Consider the following 20,962-nt stretch of genomic DNA (forward strand, 5'->3'; position numbering starts at 1 on the left):
GGGCACTGGCATGACACCCTTTCTGGTAGAGGTTGCTCTCAAATCACAACGTGCATACAACTGCAGCAGTATGATGTTTTATTTATTATATCTATAACACTGAAGTTTACAATCAGAACAAACCACTTGGCCACGTGGAACTGATTTCAGTTTATCAGTTGAAACTTGATTTGAGCAGAATATGCATTTTATTGTGTTGCTTGGAGTAAGTGAGTTATCAACAGCAATTCTATCATCAAAAACAAAACATTCTCCTTTCCAATTACCATTTTTATTATAAGTTTTTTCAAGGTAAGAAAGAATGCCGCCTTTCAGGTGGTACACATCGTTAAATCCAAGATTTTTCATGTACGCTGTTGATTTTTCGCACCTAATCCCACCAGTGCAGTACATAGCCACTTTCAGGTCTTTACTCTCAGAAAATGACTCTGTCCACTGAGGAAACTCACGGAAACATTGTGTGTGTGGATTAATTGCATTTTTAAACTTGCCTAATTTCACTTCATACTCATTTCGTGTATCTATTACTAAAACGTCAGGTTGAGAAGTAAAATCATCCCAATGCTCTGGATCAACATATTTACCCTTAAGGGAAATATCAAGATTGCTTACACCAAGATTCACAATCTCTCTTTTTAATTTTACCTTCATCTTGCTAAATGGTTGATATTCTGCTGCACTCTCTTTCCATGTAAGGTCCCTTAGCCTATAATCAGAACGTAGAAAATCGAATATTTTATCAATTGCGTTTCTTTCACCAGATATTGTTGCATTAACACCCTCTTCTGCAAGGAGTATAGTGCCCTTTAACTCAACGTTGTTGCATGTAGCTTTTATTTCGTCTTTCATGTCATAATAATTAGAAAGTTCTACAAAATGATAGAAAGTTGCAATGACGAAGCTCATGATTATTCACTTATCAACTAAAAACATGATATACAAAATTATAAAGATATTCAATAGTACGGCTGTTAATTACTGGATATCTTCAGTTTTTACATATAACATTTTAATATAAAATATAGATTCAAATTAATGTTTTTAAGAGTATTTAAAAATATATTCTTATTTCTAGTAAGTATATTATTCGTCTGTCCTATACTATCGTTAATATCAATCTTATTTACAGATTCAGCGAATTCCGAATGGGTAATCAGTACACTTTTTCCTGAATATATACTGAGTACGTTAATTTTAATGGTAGGAGTAGGGGGAATATCTTTCATATTTGGAGTAATTCCAGCTTGGCTCACCATATTTTTTTCATTTCCTGGAAGTAAAATTTTTGAGATTGCTTTGTTCTTTCCAATATCGATTCCTGGATATATAGTAGCGTTCGTCTATGTAAATACGCTAGAGTTTTCAGGTCCGGTGCAGAGCTTATTAAGAGACATTTTAGATTGGAGCAAAGGTGACTATTGGTTTCCTGAAATAAAATCCCTAGGTGGTGGAATATTAGTAATGGGATTCAGCCTATATCCATACGTTTATATGTTAGTCCGCTCAAGTCTAAAGAATGTTAGTAACTCAGTCACTATTGCGTCAATACTTGGGTTCTCCTCATTGAAGAGCCTGTTTTCTGTCATCATACCCTCCATACGCCCATCAATTATAGCTGGGTTGTCTTTGGTACTAATGGAAGTAATTACAGATTTCGGCACACCACAGTTTCTTGCTATCGATACTTTCACAACAGGAATATATCGCACCTGGTTTTTACTGCATGACAAATATTCAACTACTGTTTTAGCAGTTGCAGAATTGATTTTCGTTGTAACACTAATAGCTATCGAAAAAAAACTACAAAAAAAAGGAATATCCTACTCTTCAATCAATACCAATTCAGATTATCACAATAAACGGAGTGTGAGTGGTGCTATACCGTTAATTTGCACTTATATTATGTGTGCATTACCAATATTGATAGGTTTTGCTTTGCCAATGATTCCGCTCATATATTGGAGCATAGAGAAGGGGTTTTTCATATACGAAGCAAGATTCTATAACATAATAGCAAATAGCGTTAGTTTATCATTCATCACTGCACTAATCTCAATTAGCATTGCAATAATTATTGGATATACGGCGCGTAAAAATAAGGTAATCAATAATGTAGCACGTCTCATTTCTTTAGGCTACGCAATTCCAAATGCAATTATCGCAATTAGCATAATAATATTTTTAAGCAGAATATCCTCTTTCATTACTCAATATATTGTGGAAATTAGCTTGGTAGGAACTATTGGCGCATTAGTTTACTCATATTTATTTCGTTTTTTTGCTATATCTTTCAAGGCGGTAGAGTCAGGGCTCAAAAAAACACCAAATGAAATTGAGTGGACTGCATATACTATGGGTCATGGACCTATTTCCACATGTTTGAATGTTCATATCCCTCTCATCAAGAAGAGTATATTATCGGGATTTTTGCTCGTATTTATGGATACTATCAAAGAGCTCACAGCAACACTTATTATAAGACCATTTAATTTTGAAACTATATCAACTAGAATATATGAACTTGTAAGCGATGAGCGCTATAGAGAAGCTGCCCCATTTTCGTTAATAATAGTTATAATAGGCTTAATCTCTACAATAACCTTATTTACACTTGATGATAAGGATAAAAAATAAACGTAACCATTCACACTTAATTCTTCAATCTCACTCATGGAGAGGCCAGTAAACTTAACAATAGTGGTGACATCAACATTATTAGCCAGCATTGTTTTTGCAACTTCAATTTTTCCTTCCTTTTTAGCATCATCAAGTTTTTGTTCAAGAACAGCCCGTTCATCACGAATACGTTTTATTTCCTGTTCGTAGGCAATAAATTCTTTCTTTGACCAGTTGAATTTATTTAGTTCTTCATAAGCTCGTTTTATTATTACGTCACTACCAACTATTTTATCTAGGTCTTCTTCGTTTGTTTCTGCTGCATATCGAAAAAAGTAACACCATTTTTCAACTATACTCTCCAATTGGTCTTCTTTTGTCTTTGTAAATTTAGGTAGTTCTATGAATACAAAGTAAAAATCCTTTAAGTCATGTTCAAAGCTATTTTGATCTAAGATGACATGATTAGATTTGTACTCAGCCTTATCTGGAAAAATAATACAATCAGCAACAGCAATAAAGATAATTTCTTTGAGGTTATGATAATCATCACCTTGATCAGCTTGACTTGAGTAGGCTTTGGCAGCATAATATTGAGCACGTTTTTCGAAGCCTTTAGTCTTAGTAAACTGGTCAGGTAAGGGAGCAGTATTACTACTACCCCCTCCCTTAGAAACGCAGCGTGCAGGTTTCCCCACACTACGCTTGAGCCCCTTATCTAAGTTCTTCTTTTCTAGAACCGGCTTGTCCTTCATGATTCCTCAGGAAACATCATTCTTAATGGTGACACCAACAGTAGAGAACCTTCTCTTGAGAAAGAGCTTGCTAACATTCTTGTTCGTTTCACTCTCTCATCAAAATACTTTTTCCATTTTAAGTCAAGGGGATTTGCATCCGCTCTGATTTTAACATGTCGTCTGATAGGTATATCAATCAGCTTAAGCAGTCTTAAATACCGTATCTCTTTTGGTTTGTTCTTGCATATGGGTGCAGCAAAGACCCATCGGCGTTGACCCATTACTTTGAAGTAACGATTCTTTATCCAACGTAATCCTTTACGAGGATGTCTTTTCTTTGCCCATTTCCATAAACTATGCCAAATTTCATTGTCGACCTTTCTAAACGCTTTTTTAGCACACACATGGTGATAGTAATTTCCCCATCCTCTCAGTAGAGAGTTGAGTGACTTAATTACTATAGCCTGAGTGTTCGCTATATTTGCTTTTATCAATGTACGTGCTTTATTAAGAAGTCTTTTAATACTTTCTTTCGAAGGTTTAATAATTAACTTCTTATTATATCTACGTACATTACAACCAAGAAAGTCAAACCCTGTTGTGATAGATGTAATCTTTGTCTTTTCTTCTGAAAGAATTAAACCTCGCTCATGAAGAAAAGATGATACTAAAGGCTTAACTTCATTTTCCAGTACTTCATGTGTGAAACCTGAAATAATAAAGTCGTCTGCGTATCTGATTACGTTCACTCCACTTCTGATTTTGTTTCTTCTTCTACTGCCGAGTTTACCAAATCGACTTTCCAATAACTTTTCAAGTCCGTTTAAGGCTAAATTGGCTAGTATTGGAGAAATTATACCACCTTGCGGGGTACCTGCAGTTGTGGGATACAGAGTTTCGATTCTAGGAAGCCAGCTTTTAACCAACTATGCAGAATTTTCTTCTCCATAGGAATATGCTTCATAAGCCATTCATGATTAATGTTGTCAAAGCATCCTTTGATATCACCTTCAAGTATCCATTGTAGTTGATTACGACTTGCCAGTAACAAATGACAAGCTACTGTAGCATCTGCACAGGATCTTTTAGGCCTAAAGCCATAGGAGTGACGATCACTGATTGTTTCAGCTATCGGTTCCAGAGCAAACAGATATAATGCTTGCATGGCTCTATCTTTTATCGATGGTATTCCAAGAGGTCTTCTTTTGCCATTAGATTTACTGATATAAATCCGTTTTAGCGGAGAAGGTTTATATCCTCTTTGCTTTAACTGCTTTATTCCTTGAAATTTAGCATTGCAAGTTGACCATAGTTGACGATCTACACCCGCTGTGTTTTTTCCTTGGTTTTCAGTTACTCTCTTAACAGCCAAAGCTTTTCCGCTAAAAGAGCGTGTGAGAAGATGTTGTAAAGTTTTTACCTTACCCCATCTTCCTTCTTGGACAGCCTTAACAATACGTCTTTGTAGCCTCACAATAACTTTCTGGCATTTCTTCCATGGCAACTGCTTCCATGCTTCAAAGCTTTCGGTAGATGCACTTACAGGTTTACTTGTAATCATCTGCTTTCCTACCTTAAGTGGTTAACAAAGTTTCTTGTCACGAGGGACCAAACGGAAGTCTGCTCGTTTTCACGCGAATTAATGTTACAAATTCTATCCATTTCGTTACAAAATGGCATTCGCTTTCTCCATTCTCCTTTACCTGCACTTCCGTCAGCATTCCTTGCGGTTTGCTTGCCATGTAGGCGAAAATACAGGCTTACCCTGTTCCTTCTGTCATACAACAGTGGGTTAGGTGACTTCTCTATACCGGTGATTTGCGTACATCTAGAAATGAGAAATGTCACATTACCTTTTTGGTTAGAGCTTATCAGCATCTTTAGCTCCTTCATAATTACGATACTTTGAAGTTTCACTTACGTTCACCATACCACTAGCCTAGCTCTCCAACCACATGATGCTTGTAGTTTATGCTCCTCTCACGATTGAGCATCTTCTTTTTCAAGAGGAGGTTCATTGTCCGCATCGCTTGGCACCAACCGGTTGCCCGATTCGCACTGATGCGTAGACTCAGATGGCAAAACATCTGGTTTAATAAGTTTTAGAATCCTTTCAGTTTCTTTCTGAATGAATTCCTCTCCTTTTAAACAATATGACCGAAGACTTTCAGGTCGCACCATCTCAATTATATACCTGTTCCCACTAGAATCCCTGCAAAGAACATCAACTATACTTTGCTTATCAGAGGCAATTTCAGCATCTTGAATAGTGCTTAAGAATTCTACTTCTTGTATAGTGTTGACTTCAGTACATCCTAAAATATCGTTTAAAAAATGGATAAGAATATTCTTATTTTTTTTTCAGTGCCAAAGATTTTTTTGAAACACAAATCATTGCGAGGATCGAGAAATTTTGAAAGAGCCATAGTAAAAATACTGAGAAAAGATTAATAATTATACACTATTATTAACAATTATTCAACCATATTTTTGAAGATAGCTATACCGCCGCGGCGCTAACACGTAGCGGGATGACGGTTGTCGTTTAGCCATAAATGTTTAAGAAATTTACCAAGCGAAAAAAAGGCAAAAGAAGCCCCGTGGTTATTATCCGCTTTAAAATATTGGCGTTTTTTATGTTTTAAACGCTTGACAAGCAAGATTAAGCCGCTTTTAATTGCAACTAACCTACGCTGCAAATGTTTAAGAAATTTACTAAGCAGAAAAAAAAGACAAAGAATCCCCGAGTTAGCTAGTCTTTTACTATCTCTGTCGAGTATTGGCATTTTTTGATGTCTTGTAACGCTTTATAAGCGCGTTCAGCTTATTTAGATAAAAATCTAGATGTAGATGAAGTTTTGTAAAGACATACAGTATCTATATACTGCAAAAAATTGAACATAAGACGCCGATACATTAAGTAATCCTTACCTTTTAATCTGCAGATTGGCGAAAGCAAACACAATAGCTTCACCATCATGATAAGGGCGCTGGCGGAGGGTGTCAAGGGATTTTTGACGAAATGATTTTGAAAGCAAAGAGCGGGAGAAGGGGTTCGAACCCTCGACCTCAACCTTGGCAAGGTTGCGCTCTACCAACTGAGCTACTCCCGCAATTAAATTAACCTAAATTTACTTAATTATAGGCATATACAGCAATTTGTAAACCCCCGTGTACACGAAAAATGTGAGAGCCCATAAACTTGCGTGGTTCCTTCTATGATCTTTTCGTATACTTAAGGCTTATTTTTGATTATCATAAGTTTTTAATTATTCCACAAAGCTTTATGGGAATATTTTTATATAAAGACGACTTGCCAGCTAGTTCAATACCAGATGATGTAAGGTCTATAGCTGTTGATACCGAGGCAATGGGGCTACTTCATAGCAGAGATAGATTATGCCTTGTGCAGCTCTCTTTTAATGATGGCAACGCTCACTTAGTTCAACTCAAGAACGATTATACAGCGCCAAATTTGAGAAAAATATTAGAGGATAAAAATATAACTAAAATATTTCACTTCGCGCGATTTGATGTGAGCATAATACGTTATTACTTGGAAACTTGGGCACTTCCGTGCTATTGCACAAAGATAGCTTCACGTTTAGTTCGCACTTACACAGATAATCATAGCTTAAAAGAGTTGTGCTTAGAGCTGCTTGATACCAAACTAAATAAGCAGCAGCAATCTTCTGATTGGGGAAATGAAAATTTAACAGACAAACAAAAAAGTTATGCTGCATCTGATGTTTTGTATCTCCACAGGATAAAGGAAAAGCTAGACTTAATGCTGGAACGTGAAAATAGAAAAGAATTGGCCCAAAAGTGCTTTGAATTTCTTCCTACTCGTATTGAGTTAGACTTAATGGGTTGGGAAAACGTGGATATCTTTAACCACCAGATGTAATAGAAGTTTTTTGTTTGTACAAAACACTTTAGGGCAATTTTTCAAGCTCTGCGGTAAGAATTTAGTTGATTAACTGCTAATAGATACGCTATATTTTACAAAAATTTAGGTATTTTATGAGTGATGATATTACATCGGTAAATGATCAAAATTTCAAATCTGAAGTCACTGACTATAAAGGGTTCGTGCTGGTAGATTTTTGGGCAGAATGGTGTGGGCCATGCAAAAGTCTAATGCCACGTATAGAACAATTGGCTAAGGATAGAAAAGGCAAGATTAAGATCTGCAAATTCGACATAGATGAAGGGACTGAAGTGCCAAGTAAGTATGGAGTGCAATCTATACCCACTTTAATCATATTTCAAGATGGTAAGGAAATTGCACGCAAAATTGGTGCAATAAATGATTTGTCAAGTTGGGTTGATAGTGAAATAAGCTAATAGACAAATTTGCTTTTGTGTGTATTATAAATATTGATAAAGGGGATTGTAGCTCAGTCGGTTAGAGCAGTTCGCTCATAACGAATTGGCCGTAGGTTCGAGTCCTACCAATCCCACCATTGTATTGATCTTAGCATGATCGTAACAATGAGAAAACTATAGTATATGAACTATATATTAATGTAATGGGGGAAATGATGGAATTTACTAAGTCTCTAAGTAACAAGTTAGATGAATTGCACTTACTAAATCATCCATTTTACCAGTCATGGAATACAGGAAGCTTAAGCTTGCAAGCTTTACAAACCTATGCTAAAGAATATTATCACCACGTTGCTGCGTTTCCTCGTTACATCAGTGGTATACATTTTTTGTGCCCAGATCTAAAAATGCGACAGGTTTTACTTGGTAATTTAATAGAAGAGGAACAAGGTGATGAAAATCATCCAGAATTATGGCAACGTTTTGCTGAAGGGCTTGGCGTTGCGCGATCTGATCTTCGTGAAAGTGCACAGATTAAAGAGACACAGGAGTTAGTTGATGGTTACTTTGATATTGTAAGATCAGGTTTTGCGGCAGGTCTTGGAGCCTTGTACGCTTACGAACGTCAAACTCCAGAGGTTTCCAAGTCTAAAATTGAAGGTTTAAAAAAACACTATTCAATAAGTGATGAGCGTTCTCTTCAATTTTTTACGGTCCATATGCATGCTGATGAATGGCATTCTGAGGAATGTGCAAATCTTATTGAAGATCTAGATGAAAAAGAGCAAGATAAAGTTATGCAGGGTGCTCAAAAGGGAGCAAGGCTCTTGTGGGGTTTTCTTGATGGAATGATGAATGCTAGCGTGTGCTAGTAGTTGTAAGTAGCTTAAACTCAGTGATGTTGGAATGCAATGTCTGCATGTAATCTTCTTATATCTGACTTACGGCTTTGGGTTCATTTAGGCTATAGTGCAGAAGAGAAGTATCATTCTCAATTAGTTAGTGTTAATATTGATTTTACCTTTAAATCCCCCCCTTTAGGACTTACAACTGACCGGCTTGAGGATACTATATGCTACTTGGAGGTAGTTCAGAGTATTCAATCTCTCGTTCAAAGCAAGCAATTCAACTTAATCGAGCATTTAACTCGTGATATATACAGGACCATTAATAACCTTGTGATGCAAAAAAAGCTTATTATTTCTTCTATAGGCGTAACTATTCACAAAGTTGCACCACCTGTCCCCAGTGTGCATGGAGGTGTTTTCTTTACTTATCGTAATGCGTTGCAAGAATGATTTACATTTCTATTGGCTCAAATATGGGGAATCGCTTTTCCCATTTACAAAAGGCTGCTCAGTTACTGCAGGAACGCTATTTTAAAAATTTAAAATCTTCAATTATTCTGGAAACTAAGGCTATTTTACCAAATGATGCTTCACCTGGGTGGGACAGGCCATTTCTAAATATGGTTGTGTATGGAAGTTGTTCTTCTTCTCCTGAAGAGCTGTTAAAGGGCCTTAAATAAATTGAATGTTACATTGGCCGTCTGCAGGTCTATGAAAAATTGGCACCTCGCGTTATTGATTTGGATATTTTGTTATGGGATGACCTGACACTTGATACACCCTACCTTAAGATTCCTCACCCAGAATTGATAAACAGACCATTTTTGCTTCACTTGATGACAATGCTGAACCCTATGGCAGTAGTTAACAAAACGTTTGGTACTGTTAACCCTAACCATACGCGTCAAGTTAAGAGATTGTGAGCAAATTTAGAGAGGTTAAAGTGGATACTCTAGCCCTTCTACGTTTGTCTTTTAATGAAAATCGCGACCAAGTTATAGTGAGTTTTTTAAGAAATGCTTTTAAACTATTAATTTTGGTTAATACTAAAAATAACTCTCTAACCCGCCTTTTTAGCTCAATAAATGCCTTTGTTAAGCTAAGTTCTGTATTCTTTTTCACTTCTGTGCAACCAACTATGCCGTGAAATATAAGAATTGCGCACAATTTAGCATATAGTTCACATAATACTCTGCATGGCTTTCCTTTTAGCTTATCAAGCCTGGTATGGCTTTTATACAATTTAAATAATAACTCAATTTGCCACCTTACTCTGTAAATCGTTAATACTTGCTCAGCACTAATTTTATTTTCTGGAACATTAGTTATAAATATTGACCAGTTCAACAATTTTTGATTTCTTTTAGAGGATGTATATCCCTGCGATCTTGCTAATCTATTAGCTTTCCTTCTTCTGGCCATATTCAGTTAGTTTCTGACATATAATTCTTACTCTAATTTTTGCTTCTTTTCCTAACAATACCTCGTTTTCTAAAAATAACTTATCCTCTAAACATTCTAATAACTCCATTTTTTGATTTGTTTCTACATCATATATGTTGGTATCAACGACTTATGAAATAAGCTCCTATTTCATTGATTTGTTTAAAAGAACTTGGCACAAAATAACCGAGATCAGATATTAGCAAATCATTGCTTAATATATTACTTAAATGTTTCCTATATCCCTGGTCTGATCTTACCCCCTCCGTTAAATTAAGTTGGTCTATTATCTGATTCATGTAGTCGAAAACTAATTGTAACTTTATTCCAGACTTAGTATTGCTTTCATAGCCACTGTAGCTAGTACCATAACCTTTATACATCTCTTCCATACTGTTAGGTATAGCTACTGTCCAATAATTTAACACTATTAAATTGCTGTAAGATTTTGCAACCAACTTGCAAGATATTTTTAAAGAGAATCACAGATTCATTATACATCCTTTTCATAAATTCCACTGCTTCTTCAGTAAATCTAAACTTGTTTTGTTATATCTATCGAGTCCTCGTTTAGTAATTGAAACATTGTTTCTACGCTACAATTATCAACTCCTATATTACCCAAGACCATGGCTTTTACGAATGATGAACCTTTTAGCTTTCTCTTTCTTTTTATAAACCTTGTTGTAATTGAGATTTTCTCTGCTTTTTCATTAAAAAATTCTTTGAGCTTTTTTGATAAGCAAGTTATTTTATTCATTGGTTCTCTCACTAAAAGTATATCTGGGAGAACTTATACCTTATTATTCTATCTCTTTCATACCTTTATTTCCTTAACTTGACGCGTATGGTTGAAGATACATGGTCGGTAAAGGATCAAAATTTGAAACTTTCGCTTTAAGAATACAAGAGGCAATAAATAATTTGGATGAAATCAGTAGGAGTTCAATTGAAGCGTTAGTTTGTAGTTTGGAAGCAATAGAAAAGTCATTAAGAAAGCTTGACAAAATGCTTTCAGAACAAGGTGAAAAAGACGATGATTGTAAATTGTTAACTACTGTTCCAGGAGTGGGGATTATAGTAGCAATGACGTATAAAGCTGCAATTGATAACCCACATAGGTTTGAGAAATCTGATACAGTTGGAGCATATACAGGGTTGACACCAAGGCAATATTCTTCTGGAGAAGTTGATCGGCATGGCAGCATATCAAAGATGGGACCAGCGGAATGTAGAAGTATGTTATATGAAGCTGCACAAACAATGCTTACAGTTACCAAGAGGACATTTAAATTAAAAAACTGGGGTTGCAAAGAAAAAAGGAATGAAAAAAGCAATTGTAGCAGTAGCAAGAAAATTAGCTGTAATTATGCATAGGATGTTGGTTGATAAAACAGAATTTTATTATCAATAAACATCAAAAGAGCATAGGACAATAATTTTATTGAAAATAAAGATAGCAATGCCGATGGAAGGGACAAGCAAGAACTTAGTTAGACTTCGTGGTAAACATGTTGCCGTCCACTTCCGCCTAACAAGTATAATGCGGCTTGACAAATTTATTGTCATCTCAGACCGCGGAGAGAACCATATGCTACTTTTAACTTATGTAAAATTACCAAGGATTATGGAGAAGATATGCTGTTTTGATTTGTGTGAAAATTATTGTTGACTTATGTGCAATTAGAGAACCTAAGTCACTTTAGCTATAATTCAGAATTGAGAGCTTTTAATAACTCTCTAACTCCCACTTAGGTCTTGGTGCAAAATTAAGTGGATCTATATAATTTTTCTGTAACCTTTCAATTCCTGTCCATCCAACCATAATTGCATTGTCTGTACATAGGTCGTTAGGGGGAAAAAATATGTTTAAGTTTATGTGTTGTTTTAATTTTTCTCTCAAGAAATTATTTGCTGCAACTCCGCCGGTAATCACAAAGTCATTGATTTTGATATTTAAAGATTCGGCCATAATAATCGCATTACTAACCCTGTCCAGCAGTATGTCACTAATACACTCTTGAAACGAAGCACATACATCACACACATCTTGCTCGCTCATTTTAAGTTCTTGTACTAAGTTTTTTACTGCTGTTTTAATCCCAGAAAACGAAAAGTTACATCCAGAACGTTTTATCATTGCCCTTGGCAGTTTGAATCTTGTGCCATTGCCTTTTTTAGCCAACTTTTCAATTAATGGGCCTCCTGGGTAGCTTAAACCCAGCATCTTAGCAACTTTATCAAATGCTTCTCCTAACGAGTCATCGAGCGTTTCTCCAAGTTTAACGTATTTGCCTACATCCTGTGCAATTAAAAATTGACAGTGACCACCTGATATTAATAGGACTAAAAATGGAAATTTTACCTCATGCAGTAACCTAATAACCAATGCATGCGCTTCTAAGTGATTCACTGCAATGAATGGTTTTTGTGCTACATGCGCAATTGCTTTAGCCATCATTGTACCAACTATTAATCCACCTATGAGTCCTGGTCCTGATGTTGCTGCAATTGCATTGAGGTCACAAAAGTTAAGGTTAGATTTTTCCACGGCGCTTTTTATTAGACCACTTAAATGCTTCATATGAGCACGTGAAGCTATTTCAGGGATCACCCCACCACGTTTTTTGTGTTCTGCTTGGGAGAGAATTTCGTGAGCAAGGACTTGCTTGTCACTATTTACAATCGCTACTGCAGTTTCGTCGCAGCTTGTTTCAACAGCTAAAATGGTTTTCATGTATATTCGAGCACTTTATTATCAAAACTATATCTTGAAACGCTGTAGAAGTTAACTGCAAAGTTAACTTCTACAGCTAAAAGATTTACCGACAACCGTCATCCCGCTGCTTGTTAGCGGGATCTAGAGATACCGCGGGGTTGTAAAGTAATTTTTTACATCTAATGCTCGGCCAGTGCCTGCATGATACCACGTATTATCTATACCAAGGTGTTCTGCTTGTAGATATTATACCAACAATCCACTATTTTTTTTATGTCTTGTGGTTTAGTTTCTGGACCTATACTGATTCTAATTGAACACTCTGCTTGCTCTTTTGTTGCCCCCATTGCAAGCAAAACATGGGAAGGCTCAACTTTTCCAGAAGAACATGCGGAGCCATTACTAACTGCAATATGATTCAAGTCAAAATGCATAAGCTGCACATCACTCTTTACTCCTGGCATATAAATAAAACTTGTGTTTGGCAGCCTCTTAGAGTTTTTACCGAAGATTCTTATGTCACTGGCAAGATTTAATAATTCACACTCTAATTGATCACGTAGCTCCTTTACTTCATCCATTTTTGATAGAAGATCTGGAATATTTTGCAGTGCAGCAGAAAGGCCTGCAATTGCAACAATATTTTCCGTACCACCACGAAATCCCTTCTCTTGTCCACCACCTATTATAATAGGTTCTATCGCAAGTTCTTTATTGAATATTAAAATTCCACTGCCTGCTACACCGCCAAATTTATGGGCGGATAAAGTGAGTAAATCCACTCCTAGATCTTCCATATTAACTTTAATTTTCCCAACACTTTGAGCAGTGTCAGTGTGGCAAATTGCTCCAAATTTGTGGGCTATTTCAGCTATTTCCTCAATAGGTTGAATAACTCCGGTTTCGTTATTTGCCATCATAACTGAAACTATTGCTTTGTTTCCTTTAAGTTCGCTTAGAATTTTTTCTAGCTCTAAAAAGTCAACAATGCCCTCCTGATTAACAGGTATTATATATGGATTACATGCAGAATTAAGAATTGAAGGATGCTCTATAGCTGAAATTATATGCAGGTAGCCTGCTATTCCTCTCATAACAAGGTTATTCGCTTCAGTTGCACCAGACGTAAAAACTATTTCTTTATCACTTGAGACGCCAATAGCACCACGTACGTTATCTCTTGCATCCTGAAGAATCTTCCTCGCTTCTTGTCCTCTTTTATGTAGTGATGATGGATTGAGCGTTTGTTTTAACAAGACCTCAAATATACTTTTTTTTACATTTTCACTAATTGGAGCAGTTGCATTGTAATCAGCATATACGCAACCACTATTTTCTAAAGAGAATGGACTCATCTGTCACTTAAATAAGTTTACCATCAACTATAGCCATAACTATGTACGTTAGCTTTAACACGATAAAAAATTTATTGCAAAAACAGCGAAATTAATACATAATTAATAACTCACGTCATTAATACCTGTCAAGCGGGTTCTTATTAGGAGTTATCGTGGTTGAAGTTTTTTTGAATAATGCAACAAGAAAGATAGAAGGTGAATACCACCAAAGCAAAGATGCCAACGCGCCGGTTGTGCTGGTTTTACATCATCATCCTCAATATGGTGGTAATATGGATAGTAAAATTGTACATAGTACATATACGTCTTTTATCGATAACAATTTTTCTGCATTGAAGATTAACTTTCGTGGTGTGGGAAAATCTACCAGAACTTTTGATAAGGGTATAGGAGAATTAACTGACGCTGCGGTAGCCATTGACTGGCTTCAGGAACATAATCCTAGCAATGTTCCAATTTGGATCGCTGGTTTTTCTTTTGGAGCATGGGTGGCTATGCAGCTAACAATGCGCCGCCCTGAGATAGTGGGTTTTATTGCTCTTTCTCTTCCGGTAACTAAGTACGATTTTTCTTTTCTTTCTCCCTGTCCAGTTTCTGGGCTTATAATACAAAGCAGTAATGATACAATCTCAGAAGAAAGCGATGTAACAGAATTAGCAAAAAGGTTGATAAATTCAGTAAGAAGTGATCACATGAAATACCATATAATAGATGATACTAATCACTTTCTAAAGGATAAAGAAGAGGAAGTGACTCAAATCGTGGACAATTATATAAAACTGCGCTTGAATAGTGCAACTATTTCTTTTCAAAAGGTCAAAAAAGAGGTAAGGGTAAAAGAATATGCCTAATCTTTACAAACAAGAGAAATGAGTGTAGTAATATAAATGAAAAGGTTTTGTTATGTTTAAAAAGCTATTATTTTTTGTTTTAGCTGTGTTTATGTTATCGGGGTGTTCCCTAAGTAAACAGCGTAAGTTAAAAAGTCCGTGTATAAAAAGCAATGAAAGCATTTCATGCGAGTTGTACTCTGTTAATGATCATTGGTTAGATAAGTATAAGGCATAGAAATTGTGCTATTTTTCCTATTCACAACTTCACTAATGATCGATCTCTCAATTGGAAAATGCAGTCTGCCTTTTCTGCAAGGAGATGATTGTGTGTTACTATAAGCATAGAGCTGTTGTTTTCCTTTACGTATGAATGTAGCAGTAAAAACACGTTAAAAGAATTTGTTGGATCTAAGTTTCCTGTTGGCTCATCTGCAAGTAAAAGCTTTGGAGAATTTACAATGCTTCTTGCAATTGCAACCCTCTGCCTTTCCCCACCCGAAACTTCAGATACCATGCTACTTGCTTTGTTTTCCAGACCAAATTTTTCCAACATTGCTTGCGAATTTTTTTTTGCTTCAGCTTTGCTTTTTCCTGCAATGAGTTGAGGAAGCATAATATTTTCCAACACCGATAACTCTTGTAACAAATAGTGAAATTGATAAACAAAACTAAGAAAATTTCTTCTTACATGAGTTTTATGCTTATTACTGGCTTGTATGCAATTTATTCCATCTATCGTAACTATACCTGAAGTTGGCTTGTCCAACAAGCCTGCGATTTGCAATATAGTTGTTTTCCCTGCACCTGAATCGCCAATCAGCGCTACTACTTGCCCTCTTGTGACACTTAAGTTGATATCCTTTACAACAGCAGAATTGTTCTTGAAGCTTTTATCTACGGAAGTTAGTTCTAGTGCTACATTACCACCCATGTTTAAAAGATCCAGAAGGCATCTAAGTTTTAGTAATAATTAAACCGAAAAACTGTTACCACAACCACATTGAGACTTAGCAAAGGCATTTTTTATTTGAAAACCAGAACCACTGAGATCCTCAGTATAATCTATAACTGAGTTATTTAAAAATTTTGCTGAACAATTATCAACCATTAATACAGGATTACCATTTTCATCATTAATTACTATATCTTTACCTTTTTCGCTAAAACTGGAATGGCTTCTATAGTCCTCGCTTTCTTCATAATCATCATCTTCGTCTTCGTCATCAAACTCATCATCGTAATCATCACCTTCATCATCCAAAGATAGATTTTCATTCATTTGATCCATAAGAAAATTGTATTTGAAGCCAGAACATCCACCGCCTGAAACTGCAACCCGTAAAACGGAACTCTTATCTCCTTCCTGCTCTGCAAGAGAGTGGATTTTTTTTAGTGCATTATCAGTTAAGTTGATGTTGTAATTTGTTGACATAGTAACCACCGTTTATTATTGATAACTTATTATAGTAGAAATTTTACATGTCAAACAATAATTTTCTATTAAATTATGCATGTTTTCCAAGCAAAACAAAAGGGAGATACTTCAAAGAGCCAGAAGATGAGAATCGCAGCTGCTTTCAGCGTGATAGGGACCGTATCATTCACTCTAATGCGTTTAGAAAATTGGAGTACAAAACACAAGTTTTTATCAATTATGAGCACGACTACTATCGCACTCGGCTTACTCATAGCCTTGAAGTTGCACAAATTGCAAGGTCCATTGCGCGTAGACTTGGCTTAAATGAGGATATCACTGAATGCATAGCGCTTGCACATGATCTTGGTCATCCTCCATTTGGTCATGCAGGTGAAGATGCTCTAAAGAAATCAGTTCAAGATTTGAATCTTGATAATGAGAAGTATGAGTTTGATCATAATGTTCAAGCTATAAGGATTTTAACTTATCTTGAACAAAAACATGCTGATTTTGATGGTATGAATCTAAGTTGGGAGGTGATTGAAGGAGTTGCAAAACATAACGGTCCCTTGCTTGGTCAAAACGCGGAGTCTTCTACAAGTAATCAGCTGTTATTAGAATACAACAAAAAATATGATCTAAAACTTGAAGAATTTTCAAGCATTGAAGCGCAAGTTGCTTCAATTGCCGATGATATTGCTTACAGTGTTCACGATCTTGATGATGCACTCAGGGCGAATTTAGTAACCATCGAAGATTTGCTGAATGTTCCTTTAATTGAAAAAATGTTTAAAGACATAAGGAGCAGATATTCAGAATTGCCTCAGAGCAAACTCATACATGAATCACTGAGTGGAACTATAGGAACTATGATAAGTGATGTTGTTTCTCAGACTGAAAGAAATATTGAAGATCACAAAATAAAAAGCGTAGAAGACGTAAGAAGTCTAAATAAAATGCTAGTCACATTTTCACCAGAAGTTGCGAATGCTACAAAAGAAATGAAAAGATTCAACATGGAGAAAATATACAGAAGCTATAAACTGAGTAGAACGATGAACAAAGCAAAACGCATAATACAGGAACTCTTTCAATGTTTTTATGAAAACCCAGGATTACTTCCCACAGAGTGGAGCAAACTCGCTTGTGAATCTCAGCGTTCAGTAATAATATGTGACTATATCTCAGGTATGACAGATAGATTTGCTATACACGAGCACAGAAGAATTTTTGATACCTCATACGAAATGACTTCTTTCTAATGACTGATGATCATTTCATGTCAATTGCATTAAGGCTTGCAGAAAAAAATCTTGGAAATGTTGCACCAAATCCTGCTGTCGGGTGTGTTATTGTAAAGGATGGTACAATTGTTAGTGAGGGATACACAGGGATTGGTGGGCGTCCGCATGCGGAGGTAGTCGCTTTGCAAAACGCTAAAGATTCAACTCATGGCGCAACTATATATATCACTCTTGAGCCATGTTGTCATCACGGAGTCACGGGGCCTTGCACTGCAAAAATCATAAAAGCTAGCATAAAAAGAGTAGTAATTGCAACTATTGACCCAGATAGTAGAGTTTCAGGCAGAGGCATGAAAGCTCTGAAAGAAGCAGGAATTGAAGTTGAGCAAGGTATTATGCAAAAAGAGGCAAAAGAACTGAATGTCGGTTTTTTCACCACTAAAGAATTACATAGACCATTTATAGCTTGCAAAGTCGCAACAACTCTTGACGGAAAAATCGCAACATTTACAGGCGATAGCAAATGGATAACAAGTGAAAATACGAGAAACTGGGTGCATGAGCTCAGAACGAAATATGATGCAATTATGATTGGCAGCAATACTCTTATTAATGATGATCCACTCTTAACTTGCAGATTACCAGGACTCGGAAGTAGATCGCCAATAAGGCTAATTATAGATAGTCAAGGGAGATTAAAGGAAGAGCATAACATTGCAAAGACTGCAGACAAAGTAATAACTTGGGTCATCACAAATAAAGAAGTAGAGAAAAAAATAAAAAACATTAACTACTTAGTAGTTAATTCAAGCAACGCAGGTAAGGTTTGCCTAAAGGACATGGCATTAAAACTTGTTTCAGAAATTGGTATAACAAGATTATTAGTTGAAGGTGGAGGAGTGTTAATCACAGAACTATTAAAGTGTAATTTAATCGACAGGTTGATAATATGCCGCAGTGGTAAAATTTTAGGCAATGATGCCACTCCTTTTGTAGGAGATTTAGGGATTCAATTCATTAACAACTGTTATCAGTTTAAAAAAACAAAGATAATAGAGTTTAGTGAGGATATAGTTGAGGTTTGGGATAGGTCGTCATAATCCTTACATACTCAAACAGTAAAAAAAGGTATCCGTTCAGCGGAGCGGTAAAATAAAAAGTAGACAAGGAGTGCTAAAAACATAATATCACAAGTAGTATGTGTGGTAAATATGTCTGATCTACTAGCTAGTCTTCTCAAGCTCTGTGAAAGCTTTAAAATAGAGATAGAGCAACTAAAAGCAGAGATAAAGAGGTTAGAGATAGAAAACGAAAATTTTAGATCTGAGAATAAGGCGCTAAGAATCGAAAATGCTGAATTGAAAGAAAGACTAGGTCTGAATTCACAAAATTCATCGATACCGAGCTCAAAAGAGTTATACAAGCTAAAGAAGAAAAAGAAAAAAAAGTGACAGGAAAATAGGGGCACAGATTGGGCATGAAGGAAAGTATCGCCCTAAAATGGAAGCAGATGAAGTGGTGAAAATAGAGTTCTTGCGAGTGCGGAGGAGAAATTGCGATATCGAAAGAGCCATACATTCATCAAAAAGTTGATTTGCCAGCTTATGTTGTGGAATACCAATGGCCGCTGTTGCAAGTGTGGAAAAAGAAAAAGTAGCAGGCTACCAGAAGGTGTTACTGCGGATACATTTGGTCCAAAAGTTAAGTCAACAATTGCGGCGCTGAGCGGATTTTACAAGAACTCGAAAAGAGAAGTAGCAAATATTATAAAAAATATTTTCAACCTGGACATCAGTGTTGGTAGCGTGTCAAATAGCGAGGCTAGAGTTGCAGAAAAATGCCAAGAAGCATATGAGCAAATCGAGCAAGAAGTAAGTAAAAGTGAAGTTCTGCATATCGATGAAACGAGCCATTATAACAAAGGTAAACTTGGTTGGTGCTGGATGTTTGCCAGTAATACAGCAAGTTTTATAAAATTGACAGAGTCAAGAGGAATGAAGGTTTTACAAAATAGTAAGTTCTGCAATCGCAATAGCTTACGACAGGTACGCAGCATACAACTACTTTGCCGATAAGAACAGGCAAATCTGTTGGGCACATTTATCAAGAGATTTTGAAAGATTAGCACATAGTTGAAGTTAAAGTTCTGGGCTGTTACTTAAGAAACGTAGCCACTGAATTATTTGCACTAAAAAAGGCCTTGCTAAAAAATGAGATAGATGTTTTTAGATTTACCAGACGTGCCAGAAAATTGCGAAAACGTACAAGGTATTACTTGAAGCCGTTTACCTGAAGCAATTGGAGCTTCTCGAGTTGCAAAAAATATTTTGAAATCTGAAAGAATAATGTGGAATTTTTTAGATGACCCAGAAAACATTCCGCTGACAAACAACCATGCTGAACAGCAGATACGGCATTATGTCGTTTATCGCAAAAATTCATATTTTACCCAATCGAAGCGGGGAACTTAAACGGATAATTTCATTATACTTGACATGGAAACAAATGGGCTTTCCAAAACCTCTTATCTATCATCTCTCACACCGCTTAGCTGAACGGATACAACCCAAGAAAGGTTTTTCTACGTCATACCGCCGCGGTATCTCAGCATAGATTCCGCTAACGAGTAGCGGAATGACGAATTTGTTGTTTTTCAAATTGTAGGTAAACCTAAGCCACTTTAGCTATATAGGGTCACAACAATAGATTTTTAAGATCGGTTACGGCCTTCTTAATATCTTCAGCCTTGAATATCGCCGATCCCGCAACTAAAATATCTGCACCTGCTTTTATTATATCAGCTGCGTTAGAAAAGTTAATTCCACCATCTACTGAAATTTGTGCTTTAAGATTACGCTCCTGTATCATTTTTTTTATAGTAGATATCTTGTTCAACTGTGAATGAATAAATTCCTGCCCTCCAAAGCCAGGGTTGACTGTCATAATCAGCACAATATCTAGCTCATGTATTATGTATTCAAGCACACTTGGAGAAGTTGAAGGAACAATTGAAACTCCAACTTGAATCGGTTTTTTTTTGTCGTTTACATTTTTGTATGACTTTATCTTTCTTGTCAACCTCTCAAGGTGTGTCTCTGCTTCTGCATGTACAGTGATAATATCAGCACCAGCATTTATAAAGCTTTCAATGTGGTTACCAGGAGATTTGACCATTAAATGCACATCAAAAGGAAGATTGCTATATTTACGTATTGCAGAAACAACGCTAGGACCAATTGTAATATTTGGAACGAAATTCCCATCCATAACGTCTATGTGTATGTAATCCACACCTAAATCGCTAATTTTTCTTACTTCTTCCCCTAAATTTGCAAAGTCTGCTGAAAGTATAGAAGGTGCAATTTTAATACTCATGAGCTGCCTTTTTTGCTAAAAAATAACTTATTTTTAAAACTCT

At 36.1% G+C, this 20,962-nt stretch carries 20 protein-coding genes, 2 tRNA genes and 4 pseudogenes; 12 read left to right on the top strand and 14 right to left on the bottom strand.

Annotated features, from left to right (window positions below; genetic code table 11):
* Positions 1 to 78: 78 nt before the first annotated feature.
* Complete coding sequence (locus ACEL90_RS05550) at positions 79 to 906, bottom strand: rhodanese-related sulfurtransferase (RefSeq protein ID WP_423348880.1); 828 nt, start codon at positions 904 to 906, stop codon at positions 79 to 81.
* 129 nt (positions 907 to 1,035) lie between these two features.
* Here ACEL90_RS05550 and ACEL90_RS05555 point away from each other — a divergent pair, with 129 nt between their 5' ends.
* Positions 1,036 to 2,634 carry an ABC transporter permease gene (locus tag ACEL90_RS05555; RefSeq protein WP_423348881.1) on the top strand — a complete coding sequence of 533 codons (1,599 nt, stop codon included), beginning with the start codon at positions 1,036 to 1,038 and terminating at the stop codon, positions 2,632 to 2,634.
* Here the strand turns inward: ACEL90_RS05555 and ACEL90_RS05560 are convergent.
* From ACEL90_RS05560 to ACEL90_RS05590, 7 genes and pseudogenes are all read right to left on the bottom strand, one after another.
* A complete protein-coding gene (locus ACEL90_RS05560) occupies positions 2,538 to 3,371 on the bottom strand; it encodes an Rpn family recombination-promoting nuclease/putative transposase (RefSeq protein ID WP_423348882.1) in 834 nt (277 codons plus the stop codon). The two genes, ACEL90_RS05555 and ACEL90_RS05560, sit on opposite strands and share 97 nt — an antisense overlap.
* The gene (locus ACEL90_RS05565; RefSeq protein WP_423348612.1) at positions 3,368 to 4,279 is read right to left on the bottom strand and encodes a group II intron maturase-specific domain-containing protein; all 912 of its coding nucleotides are present in this window, start codon (positions 4,277 to 4,279) and stop codon (positions 3,368 to 3,370) included. The genes ACEL90_RS05560 and ACEL90_RS05565 overlap by 4 nt, the downstream gene beginning before the upstream one ends.
* Positions 4,207 to 4,914: a reverse transcriptase N-terminal domain-containing protein gene (locus ACEL90_RS05570; RefSeq protein WP_423348613.1), complete on the bottom strand. Its 708-nt coding sequence runs from the start codon at positions 4,912 to 4,914 to the stop codon at positions 4,207 to 4,209. Before ACEL90_RS05570 ends, ACEL90_RS05565 begins: the two co-directional genes overlap by 73 nt.
* Positions 4,915 to 4,922: 8 nt before the next feature.
* Positions 4,923 to 5,246, bottom strand: coding sequence for a hypothetical protein (locus tag ACEL90_RS05575; RefSeq protein ID WP_423348614.1), 324 nt, complete (start codon positions 5,244 to 5,246; stop codon positions 4,923 to 4,925).
* 87 nt (positions 5,247 to 5,333) lie between these two features.
* A complete protein-coding gene (locus ACEL90_RS05580; RefSeq protein WP_012481961.1) occupies positions 5,334 to 5,534 on the bottom strand; it encodes a hypothetical protein in 201 nt (66 codons plus the stop codon).
* Positions 5,532 to 5,779 (bottom strand): annotated as a pseudogene (locus ACEL90_RS05585) (PD-(D/E)XK nuclease family transposase); the annotation flags it as partial. The pseudogene ACEL90_RS05585 and the gene ACEL90_RS05580, both read right to left, overlap by 3 nt.
* 614 nt (positions 5,780 to 6,393) lie before the next feature.
* A tRNA-Gly gene (locus ACEL90_RS05590) sits at positions 6,394 to 6,466 on the bottom strand.
* Between the two features lie 173 nt (positions 6,467 to 6,639).
* Here ACEL90_RS05590 and ACEL90_RS05595 point away from each other — a divergent pair.
* The 6 genes and pseudogenes from ACEL90_RS05595 (at position 6,640) to folK (ending at position 9,453) form a co-directional block, all read left to right on the top strand.
* Entirely contained in the window at positions 6,640 to 7,260 is a 621-nt protein-coding gene (locus tag ACEL90_RS05595) for a ribonuclease D (RefSeq protein ID WP_015589270.1), read from the top strand.
* A gap of 116 nt (positions 7,261 to 7,376) precedes the next feature.
* Positions 7,377 to 7,700: a thioredoxin gene (gene trxA, locus ACEL90_RS05600; protein ID WP_423348883.1), complete on the top strand. Its 324-nt coding sequence runs from the start codon at positions 7,377 to 7,379 to the stop codon at positions 7,698 to 7,700.
* 42 nt (positions 7,701 to 7,742) lie between these two features.
* Positions 7,743 to 7,819 (top strand) — tRNA-Ile (locus ACEL90_RS05605).
* A 78-nt stretch (positions 7,820 to 7,897) separates the two neighbouring features.
* Complete coding sequence (locus ACEL90_RS05610; protein ID WP_423349303.1) at positions 7,898 to 8,554, top strand: CADD family putative folate metabolism protein; 657 nt, start codon at positions 7,898 to 7,900, stop codon at positions 8,552 to 8,554.
* A gap of 39 nt (positions 8,555 to 8,593) precedes the next feature.
* Positions 8,594 to 8,980 (top strand): dihydroneopterin aldolase, encoded by a 387-nt coding sequence (locus ACEL90_RS05615; protein WP_423348884.1) that lies wholly within the window; start codon positions 8,594 to 8,596, stop codon positions 8,978 to 8,980.
* Between the two features lie 23 nt (positions 8,981 to 9,003).
* Positions 9,004 to 9,453: pseudogene (folK, locus tag ACEL90_RS05620) on the top strand (2-amino-4-hydroxy-6-hydroxymethyldihydropteridine diphosphokinase).
* On the opposite strand, the pseudogene ACEL90_RS05625 reads toward folK, so the two are convergent.
* Positions 9,440 to 10,733: pseudogene (locus ACEL90_RS05625) on the bottom strand (IS4 family transposase). The pseudogenes folK and ACEL90_RS05625 overlap by 14 nt on opposite strands.
* A 101-nt stretch (positions 10,734 to 10,834) precedes the next feature.
* Between ACEL90_RS05625 and ACEL90_RS05630 the strand changes: the two are divergent.
* Positions 10,835 to 11,350 (top strand): transposase, encoded by a 516-nt coding sequence (locus ACEL90_RS05630; protein ID WP_423348770.1) that lies wholly within the window; start codon positions 10,835 to 10,837, stop codon positions 11,348 to 11,350.
* A gap of 352 nt (positions 11,351 to 11,702) precedes the next feature.
* Here the strand turns inward: ACEL90_RS05630 and tsaD are convergent, their stop codons facing one another.
* Both tsaD and ACEL90_RS05640 read right to left on the bottom strand, forming a co-directional pair.
* Complete coding sequence (gene tsaD, locus ACEL90_RS05635) at positions 11,703 to 12,710, bottom strand: tRNA (adenosine(37)-N6)-threonylcarbamoyltransferase complex transferase subunit TsaD (RefSeq protein WP_423348885.1); 1,008 nt, start codon at positions 12,708 to 12,710, stop codon at positions 11,703 to 11,705.
* Positions 12,711 to 12,910: 200 nt separating this feature from the next.
* Positions 12,911 to 14,047 (bottom strand): cysteine desulfurase family protein, encoded by a 1,137-nt coding sequence (locus tag ACEL90_RS05640; protein ID WP_423348886.1) that lies wholly within the window; start codon positions 14,045 to 14,047, stop codon positions 12,911 to 12,913.
* A gap of 155 nt (positions 14,048 to 14,202) precedes the next feature.
* Between ACEL90_RS05640 and ACEL90_RS05645 the strand changes: the two genes are divergently transcribed.
* Positions 14,203 to 14,901 (top strand): alpha/beta hydrolase, encoded by a 699-nt coding sequence (locus tag ACEL90_RS05645; protein WP_423348887.1) that lies wholly within the window; start codon positions 14,203 to 14,205, stop codon positions 14,899 to 14,901.
* A gap of 238 nt (positions 14,902 to 15,139) precedes the next feature.
* On the opposite strand, the gene ACEL90_RS05650 is transcribed toward ACEL90_RS05645, so the two are convergent.
* Positions 15,140 to 15,814, bottom strand: a complete 675-nt coding sequence (locus tag ACEL90_RS05650; RefSeq protein ID WP_423348888.1) for an ABC transporter ATP-binding protein — start codon at positions 15,812 to 15,814, stop codon at positions 15,140 to 15,142.
* A gap of 39 nt (positions 15,815 to 15,853) precedes the next feature.
* Entirely contained in the window at positions 15,854 to 16,315 is a 462-nt protein-coding gene (locus ACEL90_RS05655; RefSeq protein WP_423348889.1) for a HesB/IscA family protein, read from the bottom strand.
* 47 nt (positions 16,316 to 16,362) lie between these two features.
* Between ACEL90_RS05655 and ACEL90_RS05660 the strand changes: the two genes are divergently transcribed.
* From ACEL90_RS05660 to tnpC, 3 genes and pseudogenes are all read left to right on the top strand, one after another.
* Complete coding sequence (locus ACEL90_RS05660; protein ID WP_065106726.1) at positions 16,363 to 17,562, top strand: deoxyguanosinetriphosphate triphosphohydrolase; 1,200 nt, start codon at positions 16,363 to 16,365, stop codon at positions 17,560 to 17,562.
* A complete protein-coding gene (ribD, locus tag ACEL90_RS05665) occupies positions 17,562 to 18,644 on the top strand; it encodes a bifunctional diaminohydroxyphosphoribosylaminopyrimidine deaminase/5-amino-6-(5-phosphoribosylamino)uracil reductase RibD (protein ID WP_007550419.1) in 1,083 nt (360 codons plus the stop codon). Before ACEL90_RS05660 ends, ribD begins: the two co-directional genes overlap by 1 nt.
* 111 nt (positions 18,645 to 18,755) lie before the next feature.
* Positions 18,756 to 20,095: pseudogene (gene tnpC, locus ACEL90_RS05670) on the top strand (IS66 family transposase).
* Between the two features lie 143 nt (positions 20,096 to 20,238).
* Here tnpC and rpe read toward each other — a convergent pair.
* Positions 20,239 to 20,919, bottom strand: coding sequence for a ribulose-phosphate 3-epimerase (gene rpe / locus ACEL90_RS05675; protein ID WP_423348890.1), 681 nt, complete (start codon positions 20,917 to 20,919; stop codon positions 20,239 to 20,241).
* Positions 20,920 to 20,962: the final 43 nt, after the last annotated feature.

Origin of the sequence: Wolbachia sp. wLmal, from assembly GCF_049435495.1 — a bacterium.
Taxonomy (GTDB): domain Bacteria; phylum Pseudomonadota; class Alphaproteobacteria; order Rickettsiales; family Anaplasmataceae; genus Wolbachia; species Wolbachia pipientis.

Excerpts from the sequence above, each read along its gene's own strand:
- ACEL90_RS05580 (WP_012481961.1), bottom strand. The coding sequence starts at position 5,534 with ATGGTGCGACCTGAAAGTCTTCGGTCATATTGTTTAAAAGGAGAGGAA.
- ACEL90_RS05640 (WP_423348886.1), bottom strand. The coding sequence starts at position 14,047 with ATGAGTCCATTCTCTTTAGAAAATAGTGGTTGCGTATATGCTGATTAC.
- ACEL90_RS05595 (WP_015589270.1), top strand. The coding sequence starts at position 6,640 with ATGGGAATATTTTTATATAAAGACGACTTGCCAGCTAGTTCAATACCA.
- ACEL90_RS05570 (WP_423348613.1), bottom strand. The coding sequence starts at position 4,914 with ATGATTACAAGTAAACCTGTAAGTGCATCTACCGAAAGCTTTGAAGCA.
- ACEL90_RS05655 (WP_423348889.1), bottom strand. The coding sequence starts at position 16,315 with ATGTCAACAAATTACAACATCAACTTAACTGATAATGCACTAAAAAAA.
- ACEL90_RS05550 (WP_423348880.1), bottom strand. The coding sequence starts at position 906 with ATGAGCTTCGTCATTGCAACTTTCTATCATTTTGTAGAACTTTCTAAT.
- ACEL90_RS05650 (WP_423348888.1), bottom strand. The coding sequence starts at position 15,814 with ATGGGTGGTAATGTAGCACTAGAACTAACTTCCGTAGATAAAAGCTTC.
- tsaD (WP_423348885.1), bottom strand. The coding sequence starts at position 12,710 with ATGAAAACCATTTTAGCTGTTGAAACAAGCTGCGACGAAACTGCAGTA.
- rpe (WP_423348890.1), bottom strand. The coding sequence starts at position 20,919 with ATGAGTATTAAAATTGCACCTTCTATACTTTCAGCAGACTTTGCAAAT.
- trxA (WP_423348883.1), top strand. The coding sequence starts at position 7,377 with ATGAGTGATGATATTACATCGGTAAATGATCAAAATTTCAAATCTGAA.
- ACEL90_RS05560 (WP_423348882.1), bottom strand. The coding sequence starts at position 3,371 with ATGAAGGACAAGCCGGTTCTAGAAAAGAAGAACTTAGATAAGGGGCTC.
- ACEL90_RS05630 (WP_423348770.1), top strand. The coding sequence starts at position 10,835 with ATGGTCGGTAAAGGATCAAAATTTGAAACTTTCGCTTTAAGAATACAA.
- ACEL90_RS05555 (WP_423348881.1), top strand. The coding sequence starts at position 1,036 with ATGTTTTTAAGAGTATTTAAAAATATATTCTTATTTCTAGTAAGTATA.
- ACEL90_RS05610 (WP_423349303.1), top strand. The coding sequence starts at position 7,898 with ATGGAATTTACTAAGTCTCTAAGTAACAAGTTAGATGAATTGCACTTA.
- ACEL90_RS05615 (WP_423348884.1), top strand. The coding sequence starts at position 8,594 with ATGTCTGCATGTAATCTTCTTATATCTGACTTACGGCTTTGGGTTCAT.
- ACEL90_RS05575 (WP_423348614.1), bottom strand. The coding sequence starts at position 5,246 with ATGAAGGAGCTAAAGATGCTGATAAGCTCTAACCAAAAAGGTAATGTG.
- ribD (WP_007550419.1), top strand. The coding sequence starts at position 17,562 with ATGACTGATGATCATTTCATGTCAATTGCATTAAGGCTTGCAGAAAAA.
- ACEL90_RS05660 (WP_065106726.1), top strand. The coding sequence starts at position 16,363 with ATGTCAAACAATAATTTTCTATTAAATTATGCATGTTTTCCAAGCAAA.